We start from the raw sequence: 15,505 nt of genomic DNA on the forward strand, positions 1-15,505 counted from the left end.
GGGATACGGACCGGCCCGAGGGGGGGTTTCCACCATAACCCTTCATTAGTCGTGCCGCGCGCCACCCGTGCCGACCGGCGCGTCGCGGATTCTCCGGAGGCCAAGCGGCACAAGGGGCGTACGGCCCGGTGGCGGGTTTGCGCCCGGGCGCGGCGGCGGAATCGGTACCTCCGACGGGGGACCCCCGCCCCGAGTCGCCCGGTTGACGCGGCGGCGCAGGTCAGGACGGGGTGCGCGGGGCCCGTACGCGGTGCAGCAGGGTGAGGCCGTCACGGCGGGCGACCAGCTCGTAACCGTGCTCGCGCTGCGCGGCCCGGAGCTCGGCGAGCTGCTGGGGCAGCGGGTAGGGCCAGTGGCCCGGCGGGTACGGCCATGCCTCCGGGGCCTCGCTGTCGTGGATGATCCACTCGGCGGTGGGCGGCGGCAGGTCCTCGCGGGGGTACGCGTACAGGCGCCCGCCGACCGGGAAGGTCGGGAAGAGGACGACGGTGCAGCGCGAGGTGAGCTGCGGGGCGAGCCGGTTGGACGCGGCGACGGTGGCCCCGTCGGGGATCTCGTCGAGCAGCGCGCGGGCGGCCCGCAGGTGCCCGGTGGTGTGCCAGGTGGCCCGTTGGGCGAGCTGGGCCAGCGGGAACGAGGGCAGCAGGACGGCGGTCACGGCGAGCACCGTGGCCAGCGAGGCGCGGACGGTGCGCCGGTTGTCCTCGCGGCCGAGGACGTCGACGAGTCCGGCGAGGACGACGGGCATGAGGATCGCGCTGTAGTGGAAGGCGGTCCCCCAGTGGAAGCCGTTCTCCGAGGCCATCCGCCAGGCGAGGGTGGGCAGCGCGATCAGCGTGAGCGGGGAGCGCAGGGCGAGCAGCGCGGACGGGGCGAGGACCAGCACGAGGGTGGTCGCCTTGGTCTCGGGGCGCAGCAGGTCGAGCGGGGCGTGGGCGAGGGCGCCGAGGAGCGAGCCGTGGGCCGCCGCGAGGTTGCCGCCGTGGGCGTAGTCGCCGGTCGGGGCGAGGGCCGGCAGCAGGACCTTGATCTCCAGGAACGAGCCGAGCAGGCCGGCGGCGACGGTGCCGAGGCCGAGCCGGAGCGCGCCCCGGTCGGCGCGGCCCCGGACGGCGACGTACCCGCCGACGGCGGCGAGGGTGAGGCCCAGGTCCTCCTTGACCAGGAGCAGCGGTGCCGCCCAGCCGACGGCGGTCCGCCAGCGCCGCCGGCCGAGCGCCTCCAGGGAGAAGGCGAGCAGCGGCACGGCGAGGGTGACCTCGTGGAAGTCGAAGGCGGCGGCGGAGGCGACGCCCCAGCTCAGCCCGTACGCGGCGGCGACGGCGTGGGCGGCCCGGCGGCCGAGCGCGCGGTCGGCCCAGCGGGCGAGCGGGACGACGGCGAGCGCGAGCAGGGCGGACTGGGCGAGGAGCAGGGTGAGGGGCGAGGGCCAGAGGCGGTAGAGCGGGGCGAGGGCGGCGAGCAGGGGGTGGAAGTGGTCGCCGAGGAGGTTGAAGCCCTCGCCGCGCAAGGGGGCGACGGGGGCGCGGAGTTCGGCGTAGGCGCGGACGGCCTGTTCGAAGATGCCGAGGTCGTATCCGGTGGTGCGCATGAGCTGGTGGCGGCGTACGGCGACGGTCGCGTAGAGCAGGCAGAGGGCGAGGGCCCAGGCCCAGGGCAGGGCGGCGGGGCGGCGGTACCAGGGGGTGGGGGCGGGACGCTCCGGACCGTACGTACCTGATGCCGGTTTCTCAACGATTGTCCGCATGTGCGGTGATGCTAGGGCGGTGCCTTCAAGGGGTGGCGGTGAACGCGCCGAGGAGCAGGCCGAGGAGGGCGCCGCCGAGCATGAAGGGCCCGAAGGGGATCGCGGACCCCCGGCCGGCCCGCCGGGCCAGCACGAGCCCGAGGCCGTACAGCGAGCCGAGCAGGAAGCCCGCGAACGCCCCCGCGAACAGCACGCCCCAGCCGTACCAGCCGAGCGCGGCGCCGAGCGGGACGGCCAGTTTCACGTCGCCGAAGCCCATGCCGTCCGGGTGGATCAGGAAGAGCAGCAGATAGCCGCCGCCGAGGACGAGCGCGCCCAGCAGGGCGTGGACCCAGGACCCCGCCGCGTACGGGAGGAGCGCGGCCACCGCGAGCAGCAGGGGCAGCGCCCCGGCCAGCGGCAGGGTCAGCCGGTCGGGCAGCCGGTGCACGCGCACGTCCACCCAGGCGAGCAGGGTGCCGACGGGCGCGACGAGCAGCCAGACCAGCAGCTCGGGCCGCGGCCCGCCGGCCGCCGCGGCGAGCGCGGCGCAGGCCAGCGCCGTGAGCAGCGGCGCGGTCAGCGGGGCGGGGGTGGTGGCGCACCCGGCCCGCCCCGGCCCGCCCAGCCAGCCGCGCGCCGGACCCGCGAAGGAGTGCCCGGCGGGGCAGCGGTCGCGCCAGGGCTCGTCCGCCGCGACGGAGAGCCGGTACGCGGCCCGGGGCACGAGACGGCCGACGGCGGCGCCCCACAGGGCGGCGGCACAGACGAGGGTGATCCAGGCGGCGTCCACGGCCCGACCCTAGGGCCTGGGGCGGAGAGCCCGCAGGCCCTAGGGTCGGCGGCATGGGGCGGAGCGGGAGTACGGGACGAAGCACGGGAGGCGCGGGAGGCGCGGGAGGTGCGCGCGGGGGCCGGAGGGGGGCGGCCTGGCGGGACGGGGCCGGGCTGCTGGTCACGCCGGGCGGCGGGGCGGTGCCTTTGGAGATCGCCGCTTCCTACAAGGCCCGGCGGCGGGGGCTGCTCGGCCGGGACGGGATCGCGGGCGCGCTGCTCATCACGCCGACCAACAGCGTGCACACCTTCGGCATGCGCTTCACCATCGACGTCGCCTATCTGGACCGTTCGCTGACCGTCCTCGACGTGGTGACGATGCGGCCCGGCCGGCTGGGCATGATCCGCCCGCGCGGCCGGCACGTCCTGGAGGCGGCGGGCGGCGCGATGGCGGACTGGGGGCTGCGCCGGGGCGTACGGGTCGCGGTGGACCGTCAGGGCGGCCCGGAGCCGAGCAGCGTGAACGCCCCGTAGACGCCCGAGGCGAGGGCCAGCACGGCGAGGACCGGCACGGCGGTGCGGGGCCGGAGCCGGGCCAGGGCCGCGGCGGGCGGCAGGAGCAGGCCGAACGCGGGCATCATCAGGCGCGGCCGGGAGCCGAAGTACGCGGCGCCGACCAGGGAGATCACGACGACGGTGACCGTGTAGACGAGCAGCGGGAGCGGCTGCCGCTGCCGCACGCACAGGACGACCAGCCAGCCGAGCAGACCGAGCGCGGCGCACAGGCCGAGGGCGGCGGGCCAGGGCAGCCCGGCGATGAAGCGGGCCAGGGCGACGCCGCCGTCGATGGAGTTGCCCCAGGCGGCCTGGACGTCGAAGTAGGCCGTCGCGCCGCCCTGCCGGACGCCGACGTAGACGATGTACGCGAGCCAGCCGAGCGGCGCGAGCAGCGCGCCCGCGACGACCGGGGCCCGCAGCCGGCGCTCCCGTACGACCGTGACCAGGGCGGTGATCCCGATCGCGGCGATCAGCGCGGCGGCGGTCGGCCGGGTGAGCCCGGCGAGTACGCAGAGCGCGCCCGCGAGGATCCAGCGCCCGCGCAGCACGGCGAGGACCGACCAGGCGGCGAGGGCGGTGAAGAGCGTCTCCGTGTACGCCATCGACTGCACGAACGCCGTCGGGTACACGCCCCACAGGACGGCGAGCACGATCCCGGCGCGCTTCCCGGCGACGTGGGCGCCGACCTCGTAGATGCCCCAGGCGGCGGCGAGCGAGGCGGCCCAGGAGACGAGCAGTCCCGCGGTGGGCACGTCGACGGGCAGGACGGCGGAGACGGCCCGTTCGAGGGCGGGGAAGAGCGGGAAGAAGGCGAGGTCGGCGTGGACGCTGCCGTCGGGCAGGGTGACCTGGTAGCCGTAGCCGTGCTCGGCGATCCTGCTGTACCAGACGGCGTCCCAGCGCCCCATGAGCCGGTGCAGCCCGTCCTTGCCGGTGGCCGCCGCGACGACGGCGAGCGCGGCGAGACCGATCAGACGGGTGGCGGCATAGCCGCCGAGGGCGGCCCAGGGCGGGGCGGGGGCGGTGCGGGACATGCGATCGATTATGTCCGGCGCCGACCCGGCCCCGCCGGGGGGCCGCACCGGCGCCGGTGCGGCTCAGCCGAGGGGCCGGATCCTCACGAACCGTGCCGACAGGACCGGACCGAGCTGCCCCGCGATCTCGTGGCCGGGCTCCGGCGGGGCGGGCAGGTCGCCCAGGAACGAGGTGGTGATCACCTCGTCGATGCCGAGGACGCCCCGGCAGCACTGCTCCTCCAGGAAGTCCAGGGTGCGTCGCCAGCGGTCCTGGTCCTCCAGGAAGGAGCTGACCGTGCCCTGGACCACGTCCCAGAAGAAGACGTGCGGCAGGACACCGCCCTGGGTGAAGACGTGCGACTCGTACGCGTCACGGAACTCGGGGATCCGGGCGACGAGGTCGCTGACCAGTTGGACACTCGGGGTCGTGGTCGTCATCGGCTGCCCATTTCGGACTTCGAAAGCGCTCTGTAGCTGTTGCTCTTCCGACCAGCATGCGCCTCCTGAAGTGCCCCGTCCCGTCACTTTTGCGCTTTCCTGACGACGTCTTATGCCGGGTTTTCCACAGGGGGTGCGAATGATCCCCCATCCGTGGATCCTTGCGCGTATGTACGAGTTGGTGACACTCGCCCGGGGCGGGGTGCTCCTCACGGCGTGGGCGCTCGCCGCGGGCTGGCCGCGGGGCCGGCTGGACGGACGGCTGCGCGGGGACGGCTGGCAGCGGATCTGCAGGGGCGCGTGGGCGGTCCCGGGGAAGGAGGTGGACTGGAGGGTGCGGGCGGCGGCGGTCCAGCTGCTCCGCCCCGGCCTGGTGTGCAGCCACCGCACGGCCGCGACCCTGCACCGCGTCGAACTCCTCGCGCACGGCACGGACCCGCCGGAAGCCTCGGCTCCTCTCCACTTCACCACCCGCGGAGCCGGATCCTCCGGTGGCTGGATCCGAGTGCACCGGAGCTCCTTTCTGACGGACCGTGACTGGGTGGTCCGGCGCGGCCTGCGGGTGACGAGCCCGGCCCGGACGGTCGCCGACCTGATACGGGCCGCCGGCACCCGCGAGGCGGCGGTCGTCGTCGCGGACTCGGCGCTCTCCCGCCGCTTCGTGGCGGGCCTGCGCCGGGACCCGGTCGTCGACCGGGAGCGGCTGGCGGCGGAGCTCGCGGCACCCCACCGCCCGGGCGCTCCGCTGGCCCGGCGCCGACTGCGGCTGGCCCACGCCGGTTCGGGCTCCCCCGCCGAGACGGTCGCCCGCCTCCGCATGCGCGACGCGGGCCTCCACCCCGAGATCCAGCCCACCCTCCACACCCCCGCGGGCCGCCCCCTGCACCCGGACTTCTACTTCCGCGCCGAGGGCCTGGCCGTCGAGATCGAAGGCTTCGCCTTCCACAGCACCCGCCAGTCCCACGAACGCGACGTCCACCGCTTCAACGCCCTCCAGAACTGCCCGGACATCCGCCGCGTCCTCCGCTTCACGGCCCACGAGGTCTTCACCCGCCCGGACCGCATGACGAGCACGATCCACGAGGCGCTGGCGGCGCTGGGCGGGCCGTGACTACCCGGGGCCGCCCGGGCCCGAGGTGCGCGGGAAGGACACCTCGACGCGGCGGTTCTTCTTGCGTCCCTCCTCGGTGGCGTTGTCGGCGATCGGGTAGTCCTCGCTGTAGCCGCGGATGTCGAAGGTCGTCCCCGGGTCGAGGTTCTTCGCCAGTTCCAGCTGGACGGCGTCGGCGCGGGCCTTGGAGAGCTTCAGGCCGTGCTCGTACGAGCCGAGGTTGTCGGTGAACCCGAAGACCCGGACCCGGCCGGAGCCCTGCTTGTTGACCTCCGCGGCGATGGCGGCGATGCGGGCGGTGGCGGCGGGGCCCAGCTTGGCGCTGTCCTTCGCGAACAGCACCTCTGCCTGGAGCGCGAAGGTCACGTCGACGTTGGTGTCCTCGCGGCGCTGCTCGCCGCCCTGTTCCTCGACGATCTGCTTGATGTCGAGGATCTTCGCGGGGGCGAGGGTGGCGCCGTCCGGGAGCATGAGCGCGGGCGAGTTCGCGTCGATCGGGGGCGGCGGGGAGGCGCTGGAGGTCGATCCGGGCGGATCGTCGGCCCGAGCCGTGCCGACGGCACCCGCGGTGCCGGACAGCAGGACCAGGGTGGTGGTGAGAGCGGCGAGTCGGCGGGGTGTCGTCGTCATGGCTGCGCCCTCAGGAGAGCTTGATGGTGGCGGGGTCGAAGGTGGGGAGCTGGAGGGAGACCTCGGTGGTGGCGGCGGGTGGGGCGGGGAACTGCATGAAGACCGCGGCCGATTCCCCGGCGCCGAGGATGTCCAGTCCGGTGGTGGTCAGGGGCCGCCCGTCCGTGTCGCGCAGCACGTAGTAGCGCTTCTTCCCCTGGGTGTCCACGAGCGTGGCCCCGCCCAGGGAGTTGCCGTGCTTGAGGACCTCCGTCTCGTCGCCCCGCGTGCCCACGGGAACGGCGCGGCCCTTCTCCGAGGTGTTCTTCAGCGAGCCCTTGACGGTGAGGAATCCGCCCGCGTCCCGTTCGGCGGAGGTGATCGCCAGCTCGAAGCCCTCCGGGCCCTTGAGGACGCCGATCGGCTCGGCCGGCTCCTCGGACTGCGGCTGCGTGTTCCCGCTCGACGTGTCCCGGGGAGCCCCCGTGGTCGCCTTCGGCTTGTCCTGCGAAGGCTGCTTCCCCTCGCCGCCGCAGCCCGCGAGGCCGAGGATCAGTCCGGCAGCCATGGCCGCCGCGGCCACTCCTCTGCCGGCCTTCGTTGCGTGCCGCACTCTCATGAGAACAAGGTCCTTCGCTCGTCAGTCGACCAGTCGGACGGTAAAGAGCTCGGCCGCGTCGGGCAGCCTCGGGTGCTCCGGGTCGATCGTCCACTCGACGCCGTCGCAGAACAGGCCGGTGATCGGCTCCGGTTCAGGGCTCGGGGTGGGGGTGGGTTCGGGGGTGGCCGTGCCCGTCGGGGACGGGTTCGTGGGGGGCGGGGTCGTGGGCGGTGCCGTGGGGGCCGGGGGGTCGAAGAAGCAGCGGGGTTCCAGCACGGCGGTCGCCGTCGCCGAGGAGTGCCGGTCCGCCGTGCCCGGGACGACCGAGTCGCCCACGGTGCCCAGGGTGCGGATCGTCACGCGGAACCCCTCCTCGCCCGACAGCGGAACGCACCGGTCGCCCCAGAGCTCGGCGTCGTTCCTCTGCGCGAGCACCGCCGCGTACCGGCAGGCGGAGACCGTGTCGTACTCCTCGCCGCGCAGGTACCCGGCCCATTCGGCGGGATCGAGGATCACGTCGAGCCAGCCCTCCCTGAGCTGTTCCCTGGCGTCCTGGGCCGCGGCGAGCGCCGCCGCGTCCGCGGCCGTCTGCCCGGTGTTGCGTACGGCCGCCGCCTGCCCCACGGCGAAGTACACGAACGCGAGGAAGAGGAGCGCCGCCACCACGGTGATGTACACCGGGAAGGCCTGCCCCGCCTCCGGGTCCCGGCCCGACGGCCCTACTTGGTCAGTTCGGCGATCTTGTTCGTGATGGCCGCCTTGATCGTGGACCCGATGTCCGTGCCCGTGATCGCGACCACGATCGCCACCACCACCACGATGATCCCCAGGTACTCCACCGCCGTCTGCCCCCGGTCCCCACGCCTCCTGGACCAACTCCCGCTCTGTACCCGGGCCTTGGTCAGCAGCTTCAGCAGTGCGTCGTTCATGGTGTTCCCCTCCGTGTCCGGCGACGCGGGCAGGGTACGCCGGGAGGGTGGGGTGTTCACAGGGTCCGTAGGCCCAATCACGGTGGGTAGTCATGACGCCGTCCTCGTGCCGAGCCAGGAGGCGATGGCTTCGCCGCGGGTGGTGCTGTCGAGTTTGGCGAAGATGCGGTTGATGTGGTTCTTGACGGTCTTCTCGGTGATGAAGCAGGTGGCGGCGATCTGCTGGTTGGTCATGCCCGACGCGATCAGGTCCATCACCTCCGCCTCCCTCACACTCAGACCGAACCGTCCCACATCTGATTGCACTCGCGAAGCTGGATTTCTGAAGCGCAATATATTCGAGACAGTTGAGCCCGCGCCAGTGTGTGCAGTCGCACGCATGGTCCGTAAGAGCTCGTCCAGGGTGAACGCGCCGTGGACCAGGGAGGTCACGCCCTCGGGGAGGTGCTGGCCGGGGTGGGCGAGGAGGAGGACGGGGGCCACCGAGGTCAGGGGCGGCAGGGCGGGGAGGGGGCCGGGGGCGTCCAGGAGGATCAGGTCCGGGGTGGTGCGGCGGGCGGTCGGGAGGGTGTCGTGGGGGTCGGGGGTCTCCGCGACGACGCGGAGGTCGGCGCGGGGGGCCAGGAGGGCCGTGAGGCCGGCTCGTACGACCGGGTTCGCGCTCGCCACCAGGACTCTCATCGCGGTCCTCATTCGCCCGTGATCGAGCCGAAGTCGGTGCCCGTGCCGAGGAACAGGCCCGCCCCCAGCAGGATCATCGTCGCCGGGACCATCAGGGTCGTGATCACCATCGTCGCCTTGGGGACCGCCTTCGCCGCCTTGCGCCGCGCGTTCTGCGCGTCGGTGCGCCGCATGTCGTTGGCGATCTGGATGAGGGTGTCGATGATCGGAGCGCCCAGCTCCTCGCCCTGCTGGAGCGCGGTGACGAACTGCGCGACCTGCTCCGAGTCGTTGCGCCGCCGCAGCTCGTCGAAGGCCTGCCGGCGGCTGACGCCCATGTCCATCTGGCGCAGGGTGATGCGCAGTTCGTCGGCCCACGGCCCCTCGTACTTCTCGGCGACGCGTTCGAGCGCCTGCCGGAAGCCGAGCCCGGCGGAGACGACGACGGCGAGGACGTCGAGGAAGTCGGGGAGGGTGCGCTCGATCTGGTCCTTGCGGATGCGGACCGCGGACCAGATGCCGACCTCGGTCCAGAACGCGCCGAACGCGAAGAGGAGCACCGCGACGAGGAACGAGCCCCTGGCCAGCATCAGCAGGCCGCCGAGCACCCCGAGGAAGCCGTAGACGGCGCGCCGGGCCCCGTACCGGTCGATCGTGAGGCCGCCGGGGTTGCCGGCGAGGTCGATCCGGCGGCGTACCGAGCCGACCCGCTTGGGGCCCATGAGCCGCAGCACGGCCGGCGACCAGCGCATGCCGAGGCGGTCGACGAGCGAGTCGACGGCGCCGGTGCGGGTGGCGCCGACCTCCAGGGCGAGCTGGAGGTCGGAGGGCAGCTTGACGTCCGCGCGGTACAGGCGGACGCCGTAGCAGGCGCCGGCGACGGAGAGCCCCGCGAGGAGGGCCAGCAGCAGGTCCACGGTCACACGCCCCTACACGTCGATCTTCGAGAAGCGGCGGATCGCGACGAAGCCCACCCCGTAGAGCGCGACGGCGATCACCACGGCGAGCTGCCCCATGCCCGAGCCCGTCATCCGGTCCAGCGCGCCGGGCTGCATGTTGTCGATGAGCAGCAGCGAGCCGACGCCGATGACCGGCACCGCGTACGCCGTGAGGCTCACCTGCGACAGCTGGGTGCGGACCTCGCGGCGGGTCTCCTTGCGCTCCTCCAGCGTCTCGGTGAGGTTGCGCAGGGAGGAGACGACGGTGCCGCCGGCCCGGTTGGCGAGGACCAGGGTGGTGACCAGGACGACGAGTTCGCGGGACGGCAGGCGTTCGGCGAGTTCACCGAGGGCGTCGTCGACGGAGGTGCCGACGGCGAGCTGCTGGGCGACCTTCGCCAGTTCGTCGCCGGCCGGGGCCTCCAGCTCGTCGGCGGCCAGCGAGAGCGCCATCCGCAGGGCCAGTCCCGCCTGGGTGGCGTTGGCGAGGATGCGGGAGAGCTCGGGGAGCTGGTTGATGAACTTCTCGATGCGCTTCTGGCGCTGCCAGTTGAGGAAGCCCATCGCCACCCACACGCCGAGGAAGCCGCAGATCGGGCCGAAGAAGGGGGACAGCAGGGCCTGGCCGGCGATCCACAGGACGACGACGGTGGCGGTCATGGAGACCACGAACTCGCCCGGGGTGACGTCGAGTCCCGTCGCCGAGATGCGCAGTTCCAGCTTGCGCCCGAAGCGGGTGCGGCGGACCCGGCGGTCGATGCCCCGGAAGGGGCGGCGCCGGCCTCCCGTACCGCCTTCGCCGCCCTCGCCGGTCTGGGACAGGCGGGCGATCAGCGCGGCCCGCTGGGCGGCGCCGCTCGCGTACGTGTGGATGCCGAGCACGGCCAGGACGCAGCAGATCAGCGCCACGCCCGCGGTCAGCAGAGTCGGATTCACGTCGGTCTTCCTTCCCTACTTCGCTTCCCGCACGGCCAGGTGCGTGTCGTGCGCGGCCACCCCGAAGGCCTGCGGGACGGGCTGCCCGGCCATGTAGAGCCGCTGGGCGACCCGGCGCGGCAGCGGGTGGTACGCGAACTCCCCGTACACCCGCCCGTCGGCGGCGAGCGGCTGGGCCCGGAAGGCGCAGACGGTGGCGAGGAGGTAGCGCTCGCGCCCGTCGGAGGCGAGGATCGCGATCTCGGTGATCCGCCGGGTGCCGTCGGGGTGGCGGGTGAGCTGCACGAGGACGTCGACGGCGCTGTTGATCTGGTCGCGCAGCGCCTCGAAGGGGACCTTGACCTCCGACATGGAGGCCAGGGTCTGGAGGCGCATGAGGGCGTCCTCGGCCGAGTTGGCGTGGACGGTGGCGAGCGAGCCGTCGTGGCCGGTGGACATCGCCTGGAGCATGTCGAGGGTCTCGCCGCCGCGGACCTCGCCGACCACGATCCGGTCGGGGCGCATCCGCAGCGAGTTGCGGACCAGGTCGCGGATGGTGACGGCGCCGCGGCCCTCGATGTTGGGCGGGCGCGCCTCCAGGCGGATGACGTGGGACTGCTGGAGCTGGAGTTCGGCCGAGTCCTCGATGGTGATGACCCGCTCGCTGTCGGGGATCAGCCCGGACAGGGCGTTGAGCAGTGTGGTCTTCCCGGTGCCGGTGGCGCCGGAGACGATGATGTTGAACTTCGCCTGGACGAGGCCGGAGAGCAGCAGCAGCATCTGCTCGTCGAGCGAGCCGAGGCCGACCATCTCGTGCAGGGTGTACGCGCGGGGGAAGCGGCGGATGGTGAGGGTGGCGCCGGTGAGGGAGAGCGGCGGGATGATGACGTTGACGCGCTCGCCGGAGGGGAGCCGGGCGTCGACCATCGGGTTGGACTCGTCGACGCGCCGGTTGACGGTCGACACGATCCGCTCGATGGTCTGCATCAGCTGCTCGTGCGAGGCGAAGCGCAGCGGCAGCAGTTCGACGCGTCCGGCCCGTTCGATGTAGATCTGGTCGGGGCCGTTGACCATGATCTCGGTGATGGACGCGTCTTCGAGGAGCGGTTCGAGCACGCCGAGTCCGAGTGCCTCGTCGACCACCCGGCGGATCAGCTGGGCGCGTTCGGCCGTGGACAGGACGGGGCCCTCGCGGCTGATGATGTGCCCGAGCACCCGTTCCAGGCGCGCCCGGCGCTCGGCGGCGGCGAGCGCGGACATCTCGGTGAGGTCGATCTCCTCCAGGAGTTTGGCGCGGAAGGACGCGACGAGGTGTCCGTCCTCCCGGCCGCCGCCGGCGCCGGTCTCCTCGGGGTGGCCGATACGGGACCTCAGGCTCATGGCCGGTCCTCCTGGGGGGCGTCGGGCAGGGGCATGACGGCGGTTCTCGACACGTCGTCGAAGTGTGTGAAGGGGATGAGCGAGGGGACCTTGACGGTGACGGTCACGGAGACGGTGTCCGCGCCGTGGGAGACCTCCACGCCGCTGCGGCCGGCGATCCAGCCGCTCATCGCCGCCTTCCCCGCGGCGGCGGGGGCCGGTACGGAGTCGGGGTCGTCGACGCCGGCGGCCCGGGCCGCCGCCCGCGCACCCGTGCCGGCCTGCTGGGCGGCGTACGCGGCGACGCCGAACTGCACGCCGACGAGGCCGACGAGGAGGAGGATCGGCAGGAAGCCGAGGTACTCGATGGCCACCTGGCCCCGGTCACGTCGGCCCGGGTCGCGTCGGTCCGGGTCGCGTCGGTCCGGGTCGCGTCCGTCCCGGTCACGTCCGTCCCGGTCACGTCCGTCCCGGTCACGTCCGTCCCGGTCACGTCCGTCCCGGTCACGTCCGTCCCGGTCACGTCCGTCCCGGTCACACCCGTCCCGGTCACACCCGTCCCGGTCCCGTCCCCGCGGACGCCTCATCGCGGATCCCCCTCCCATACGGCCCCGGCCTCGGCGGTCACGTCGAAGGGGAAGCTGATCGCGCCCGGGAAGAGCACGGGCACGCGCAGCTTGACCGTGGCCCGGACCATTCCGCCGTCCCGGCCGCAGTCGGCCGAGGCGCCGGCGGCCCAGGCGCCGTCCAGGTGCCGCTCGGCCGCCGCGGCGCAGTCGTCGCCGACGGCTTCGGCGCGGGCCGCCTCGTCGGCCGCGTTGCCGGCGAGGGTGAAGGTGTAGCCGATCAGGACGCACTGCCAGAGCAGCACGAGGGTGAGCAGGATCAGGGGCAGCATGCCGACGAACTCGACGGCCACCTGTCCCCTGTCGTCCCGCTCGGTGCGTCTCATGTCAGCGCCCCGCCCCGCGCCGCCGCAGCCCGAGGGCGCCGCGCTCCCCGCCCCGTACGAGCTCCTTGCCGTGGGAGGGTCCGCCGGCCTTCACGAGGCCGAGCTCGCCGGCGAGCGCCCACAGCGCCTGCTTGACGGTGGAGCGGGCGTCCAGGTCGTGCAGCCGGCCCGCGTCGACGACGGCGGCGAGTTCCTTGAAGTGGGCGGGGACGGTGGCGCCCGCGATGCGGGTGCCGGTGATCTTCTGGACGAGCGGCGGCTGGATCTCGCTGGTCCGCTGGTACCGGTTGACGAGCAGGGTGGTCTCCTCGGGCTTGCGCACCTGGAGCCGGTCCCACATCCGTACGGCCCGCTTGGCGGCGCGGACGGCCACCACGTCGGGGGTGGCGACGAGGAGGGCGGTGTCGGCCATCTCGACGGCGGCGGCCCCGGCCCCGTCGAGGTGGCTGCCGCAGTCGATGACGACGATCTCGTAGCGGCTGCGCAGGGCGCTGACGATCTGGCGCGCGGACCGGTCGGTGACCTCCTCGGCGCGTTCGCCCTCGGCCGGGGCGAGGAGCAGGCTGACGCCGGTCTCGTGGACGAACACGGCGTCCTGGAGGACCCGGGGCGAGATGTCGTCGACGGCGGCGAGGTCGGCGAGCGAGCGGCGGAACTGGACGTCGAGGTAGGAGGCGATGTCGCCGCCCTGGAGGTCCATGTCGACGAGGGCGACGGTGTGGCCGGAGGCGCGGGCGGCGAGGGCGAGGTGGACGGCGGTGACGGTGGTGCCGACGCCGCCCTTGGCGCCGCTGACGGTGACGACCCGGCCGCCGGGTCCGGTGAGGGCCTCGGTGCCGCCGCCGAGGTGGCGGCGGACGCCGGTGGACCACTGGGCGGCGGCCTGGACGCGGCTGGCCAGTTCCTCGTAGCCGAGGGGGAGGGTGACGAGGCCGCGGGCGCCGGAGTCCATGGCGGCGGAGAACAGTACGGGGCTGGCGTCGGCGGTGATGAGGACGACGCCGACGGCGGGGAAGCGCAGGGCGACCTCGCGGATCAGCTCCAGCGCCGGTACGGGCCCGATCCGTTCGTGGACGAGGACGACCTCGGGGAGTTCGTCGAGGGACTCGGCGGCGAGGCGGGCCAGGGTGTCGACGAGCTGGGTGGAGTCGGCGACGGGGCCGGCGGGTTCGGCGTCGGGGAGCTGGCCGATGAGGGTGGTGACCGCGCGGGCCGCGTCCGGGTCGCCGACCGCCGGCAGGATCCTGGTGGTCATGCGGGGCCTCACTTGTCCTTGTCGAGCGTGTAGGTGCGGTCGCGGGCGTCGGGCGCGTTGCCGCCGCCGGGCGCGACGAGGGCGAGGCGGACGTGCTGCGCGAAGGACTCGGCGTAGGCGACGCGCTGGGTGTCGACGGTGGAGAGCGCGAAGGTGATCGGGACGGCCTCGGTGGCCCGGTTGCGGTCCTCGCGGTCGGGGGTGAGGGCGGTGAGTTCGCCGACGTCGATGACCCGGGCGCCGGCGACGATCATCTTGGACTGGGCGGCCTGGCCGCCGCGTTCGCCGGCGAAGGTGGCGTAGATGTTGACGGTGGCCCCGGGGGTGATCTTGCCGGCCACTCCGGTGGCGGCGTCGATCATGATGGCGATCTCCTGCTGGCCCGGTTCGAGCGCGGGGCGCTTGACGATCATGTCGCTCTGGAGCAGCGAGCCGGCCTTGAGGGTGGTGACGGCGATCTTGCCCTCGGTCTGAGCGAGGTCGGTGACGGCGGTGGCCGGCAGCCAGCGCTCGGGCATCGTGATCTTCTCGAACCGGCCCGCGCCGAGCGGGGTGTACGGCTGGATGTCGTCCTTGACGCGGTACGCGGTGACCTCGGGTCCGACCTTGGAGTTCACGTCGCTGATCACGGAGAGCACCCCGGCGAAGGCACCGAGGGCGCACAGGACGGAGAGCAGCAGCAGGATGACACCACGGCGCTGGCGGGAGTTCATGGCCGTACTACCTCGATCGTGGACGTGGGGCTCTGGTTACGGGACGGGCGGGAGCCGGCGGGGCGGGCGGGTTCACGGGGCTAGCGGGTCGGGGCGGTTGCCGCGGTCGGTTCGGCCGTGGACAGCGGGGCGGCGCAGAAGCCGCAGCGGTCGCCGATGAGCTCCATCCGGCACCAGTGGCAGGTCTCCCGCCGTACGGAGGAGACCAGTTGGTGCAGGACGGGCAGGTCGGCGAGGTGGGCGGCGAACTCGACCAGCTTGGGCGTGCCCCACCAGCGGGGCGAGGACTCGGGCAGCGCGGTCTCCTGGACGGCGCGGACCTGCCAGCGCGGGGCGAGGGCGGTGGTGGGCCAGTCGGTCTGGAGCTGGCCGCGGGCGAGCACGAGGTCGGTGGTGAACTCGGGCCCGGTGAGCGTGTCGGGGCCGCCGCCGGATCCGATCCGTACGAGTGCGGGGACGGGTCCGGCGAGGACGCCGAACTGGGCGCCGGGGAGCCAGCCCTTGACGTGCGAGGTGAGGCCGACGGGGACGCGGTCCAGTTTGGCGACGGAGCCGAGGACGGCGCCCGCGTACACGTAGTGGGTAAGCAGCCGGGCGGCGGAGGCGAGGACGCCGGGGCTGAAGTCGCAGCCGGAGAGCTGGCGCAGCTGGCGGACGAGGACGGCGGCGCCGAGCGGCGGCAGGGCGGTCCTGACGATCGCGATCCGGTCGGATTCGAGCAGCGAGCGGACGGTGTGCAGGCGCCGTTCGGTCGCGGCGGGTGCCGAGGCGGGGCAGACGACGATCACGTGCCCGTGGCGTTCGAGCAGGAGCTGGACGTCGGCGAGGGCGGCGTCGAGCGGGCGGGTCGCGGGGCCGGGCAGGACGGCGGCGGGGGGTGTCTGCGGATCGGTGGGCGGCAACACCAGATCGGGGCTGGTGACCGCAATCGCTGTCGGCACGCGGGCTCCC

At 73.7% G+C, this 15,505-nt stretch carries 18 protein-coding genes and 2 pseudogenes; 2 read left to right on the top strand and 18 right to left on the bottom strand.

The features are described from left to right. Nucleotides 1-220: 220 nt before the first annotated feature. Nucleotides 221-1,747, bottom strand: a complete 1,527-nt coding sequence (locus AB0Q96_RS15250) for a DUF2079 domain-containing protein (protein WP_365325500.1) — start codon at nt 1,745-1,747, stop codon at nt 221-223. Nucleotides 1,748-1,772: 25 nt separating this feature from the next. Then, nucleotides 1,773-2,519, bottom strand: coding sequence for a prepilin peptidase (locus AB0Q96_RS15255; protein WP_365325502.1), 747 nt, complete (start codon nt 2,517-2,519; stop codon nt 1,773-1,775). 155 nt (nt 2,520-2,674) lie between these two features. Between AB0Q96_RS15255 and AB0Q96_RS15260 the strand changes: the two genes are divergently transcribed. Beyond that, nucleotides 2,675-3,034, top strand: a complete 360-nt coding sequence (locus AB0Q96_RS15260; RefSeq protein ID WP_365326034.1) for a DUF192 domain-containing protein — start codon at nt 2,675-2,677, stop codon at nt 3,032-3,034. Here the strand turns inward: AB0Q96_RS15260 and AB0Q96_RS15265 are convergent. Both AB0Q96_RS15265 and AB0Q96_RS15270 read right to left on the bottom strand, forming a co-directional pair. Then, complete coding sequence (locus tag AB0Q96_RS15265; protein WP_365325504.1) at nt 2,995-4,092, bottom strand: glycosyltransferase family 39 protein; 1,098 nt, start codon at nt 4,090-4,092, stop codon at nt 2,995-2,997. The two genes, AB0Q96_RS15260 and AB0Q96_RS15265, sit on opposite strands and share 40 nt — an antisense overlap. Nucleotides 4,093-4,155: 63 nt before the next feature. After that, entirely contained in the window at nt 4,156-4,512 is a 357-nt protein-coding gene (locus tag AB0Q96_RS15270) for a hypothetical protein (protein ID WP_365325506.1), read from the bottom strand. Between the two features lie 169 nt (nt 4,513-4,681). On the opposite strand from AB0Q96_RS15270, the gene AB0Q96_RS15275 reads away from it, so the two are divergent. Beyond that, nucleotides 4,682-5,623 carry a hypothetical protein gene (locus tag AB0Q96_RS15275; RefSeq protein WP_365325507.1) on the top strand — a complete coding sequence of 314 codons (942 nt, stop codon included), beginning with the start codon at nt 4,682-4,684 and terminating at the stop codon, nt 5,621-5,623. Here AB0Q96_RS15275 and AB0Q96_RS15280 read toward each other — a convergent pair whose 3' ends face one another. The 14 genes and pseudogenes from AB0Q96_RS15280 to AB0Q96_RS15345 form a co-directional block, all read right to left on the bottom strand. After that, the gene (locus AB0Q96_RS15280; protein WP_365325509.1) at nt 5,624-6,253 is read right to left on the bottom strand and encodes an OmpA family protein; all 630 of its coding nucleotides are present in this window, start codon (nt 6,251-6,253) and stop codon (nt 5,624-5,626) included. A gap of 10 nt (nt 6,254-6,263) precedes the next feature. Continuing rightward, complete coding sequence (locus AB0Q96_RS15285; protein ID WP_365325511.1) at nt 6,264-6,800, bottom strand: hypothetical protein; 537 nt, start codon at nt 6,798-6,800, stop codon at nt 6,264-6,266. 72 nt (nt 6,801-6,872) lie between these two features. Next, nucleotides 6,873-7,514, bottom strand: a pseudogene (locus tag AB0Q96_RS15290) (pilus assembly protein TadG-related protein); the annotation flags it as partial. A gap of 38 nt (nt 7,515-7,552) precedes the next feature. Next, entirely contained in the window at nt 7,553-7,762 is a 210-nt protein-coding gene (locus AB0Q96_RS15295) for a Flp family type IVb pilin (RefSeq protein WP_365325513.1), read from the bottom strand. A gap of 90 nt (nt 7,763-7,852) precedes the next feature. Further along, nucleotides 7,853-8,443 carry a response regulator transcription factor gene (locus AB0Q96_RS15300; RefSeq protein WP_365325515.1) on the bottom strand — a complete coding sequence of 197 codons (591 nt, stop codon included), beginning with the start codon at nt 8,441-8,443 and terminating at the stop codon, nt 7,853-7,855. Between the two features lie 8 nt (nt 8,444-8,451). After that, nucleotides 8,452-9,339 (bottom strand): DUF5936 domain-containing protein, encoded by an 888-nt coding sequence (locus AB0Q96_RS15305; protein ID WP_365325517.1) that lies wholly within the window; start codon nt 9,337-9,339, stop codon nt 8,452-8,454. Between the two features lie 12 nt (nt 9,340-9,351). After that, a complete protein-coding gene (locus tag AB0Q96_RS15310; RefSeq protein WP_365325519.1) occupies nt 9,352-10,296 on the bottom strand; it encodes a type II secretion system F family protein in 945 nt (314 codons plus the stop codon). A gap of 15 nt (nt 10,297-10,311) precedes the next feature. Next, complete coding sequence (locus AB0Q96_RS15315; RefSeq protein ID WP_365325522.1) at nt 10,312-11,655, bottom strand: CpaF family protein; 1,344 nt, start codon at nt 11,653-11,655, stop codon at nt 10,312-10,314. Beyond that, a complete protein-coding gene (locus AB0Q96_RS15320) occupies nt 11,652-12,008 on the bottom strand; it encodes a TadE/TadG family type IV pilus assembly protein (protein WP_365325524.1) in 357 nt (118 codons plus the stop codon). Before AB0Q96_RS15320 ends, AB0Q96_RS15315 begins: the two co-directional genes overlap by 4 nt. A 47-nt stretch (nt 12,009-12,055) precedes the next feature. Beyond that, nucleotides 12,056-12,187, bottom strand: a pseudogene (locus AB0Q96_RS15325) (pentapeptide repeat-containing protein); the annotation flags it as partial. A gap of 30 nt (nt 12,188-12,217) precedes the next feature. Further along, nucleotides 12,218-12,586: a TadE/TadG family type IV pilus assembly protein gene (locus AB0Q96_RS15330; protein WP_365325526.1), complete on the bottom strand. Its 369-nt coding sequence runs from the start codon at nt 12,584-12,586 to the stop codon at nt 12,218-12,220. 1 nt (nt 12,587) lies between these two features. Continuing rightward, on the bottom strand, nt 12,588-13,841 hold the full coding sequence (locus AB0Q96_RS15335) for an AAA family ATPase (protein ID WP_365325528.1): 1,254 nt from the start codon (nt 13,839-13,841) through the stop codon (nt 12,588-12,590). Nucleotides 13,842-13,849: 8 nt separating this feature from the next. Beyond that, nucleotides 13,850-14,554 carry a Flp pilus assembly protein CpaB gene (gene cpaB / locus AB0Q96_RS15340; RefSeq protein ID WP_365325530.1) on the bottom strand — a complete coding sequence of 235 codons (705 nt, stop codon included), beginning with the start codon at nt 14,552-14,554 and terminating at the stop codon, nt 13,850-13,852. A gap of 80 nt (nt 14,555-14,634) precedes the next feature. Further along, nucleotides 14,635-15,495 (bottom strand): hypothetical protein, encoded by an 861-nt coding sequence (locus AB0Q96_RS15345; protein WP_365325532.1) that lies wholly within the window; start codon nt 15,493-15,495, stop codon nt 14,635-14,637. Nucleotides 15,496-15,505: the final 10 nt, after the last annotated feature.

The sequence above is a fragment of the Streptomyces sp. NPDC093111 genome (genome assembly GCF_040683955.1).
In the GTDB taxonomy this organism is placed as follows: Bacteria; Actinomycetota; Actinomycetes; order Streptomycetales; family Streptomycetaceae; genus Streptomyces.

Excerpts from the sequence above, each read along its gene's own strand:
- AB0Q96_RS15250 (WP_365325500.1), bottom strand. The coding sequence starts at position 1,747 with ATGCGGACAATCGTTGAGAAACCGGCATCAGGTACGTACGGTCCGGAG.
- AB0Q96_RS15265 (WP_365325504.1), bottom strand. The coding sequence starts at position 4,092 with ATGTCCCGCACCGCCCCCGCCCCGCCCTGGGCCGCCCTCGGCGGCTAT.
- AB0Q96_RS15270 (WP_365325506.1), bottom strand. The coding sequence starts at position 4,512 with ATGACGACCACGACCCCGAGTGTCCAACTGGTCAGCGACCTCGTCGCC.
- AB0Q96_RS15275 (WP_365325507.1), top strand. The coding sequence starts at position 4,682 with ATGTACGAGTTGGTGACACTCGCCCGGGGCGGGGTGCTCCTCACGGCG.
- AB0Q96_RS15280 (WP_365325509.1), bottom strand. The coding sequence starts at position 6,253 with ATGACGACGACACCCCGCCGACTCGCCGCTCTCACCACCACCCTGGTC.
- AB0Q96_RS15285 (WP_365325511.1), bottom strand. The coding sequence starts at position 6,800 with ATGGCTGCCGGACTGATCCTCGGCCTCGCGGGCTGCGGCGGCGAGGGG.
- AB0Q96_RS15295 (WP_365325513.1), bottom strand. The coding sequence starts at position 7,762 with ATGAACGACGCACTGCTGAAGCTGCTGACCAAGGCCCGGGTACAGAGC.
- AB0Q96_RS15300 (WP_365325515.1), bottom strand. The coding sequence starts at position 8,443 with ATGAGAGTCCTGGTGGCGAGCGCGAACCCGGTCGTACGAGCCGGCCTC.
- AB0Q96_RS15315 (WP_365325522.1), bottom strand. The coding sequence starts at position 11,655 with ATGAGCCTGAGGTCCCGTATCGGCCACCCCGAGGAGACCGGCGCCGGC.
- AB0Q96_RS15330 (WP_365325526.1), bottom strand. The coding sequence starts at position 12,586 with ATGAGACGCACCGAGCGGGACGACAGGGGACAGGTGGCCGTCGAGTTC.
- AB0Q96_RS15335 (WP_365325528.1), bottom strand. The coding sequence starts at position 13,841 with ATGACCACCAGGATCCTGCCGGCGGTCGGCGACCCGGACGCGGCCCGC.
- cpaB (WP_365325530.1), bottom strand. The coding sequence starts at position 14,554 with ATGAACTCCCGCCAGCGCCGTGGTGTCATCCTGCTGCTGCTCTCCGTC.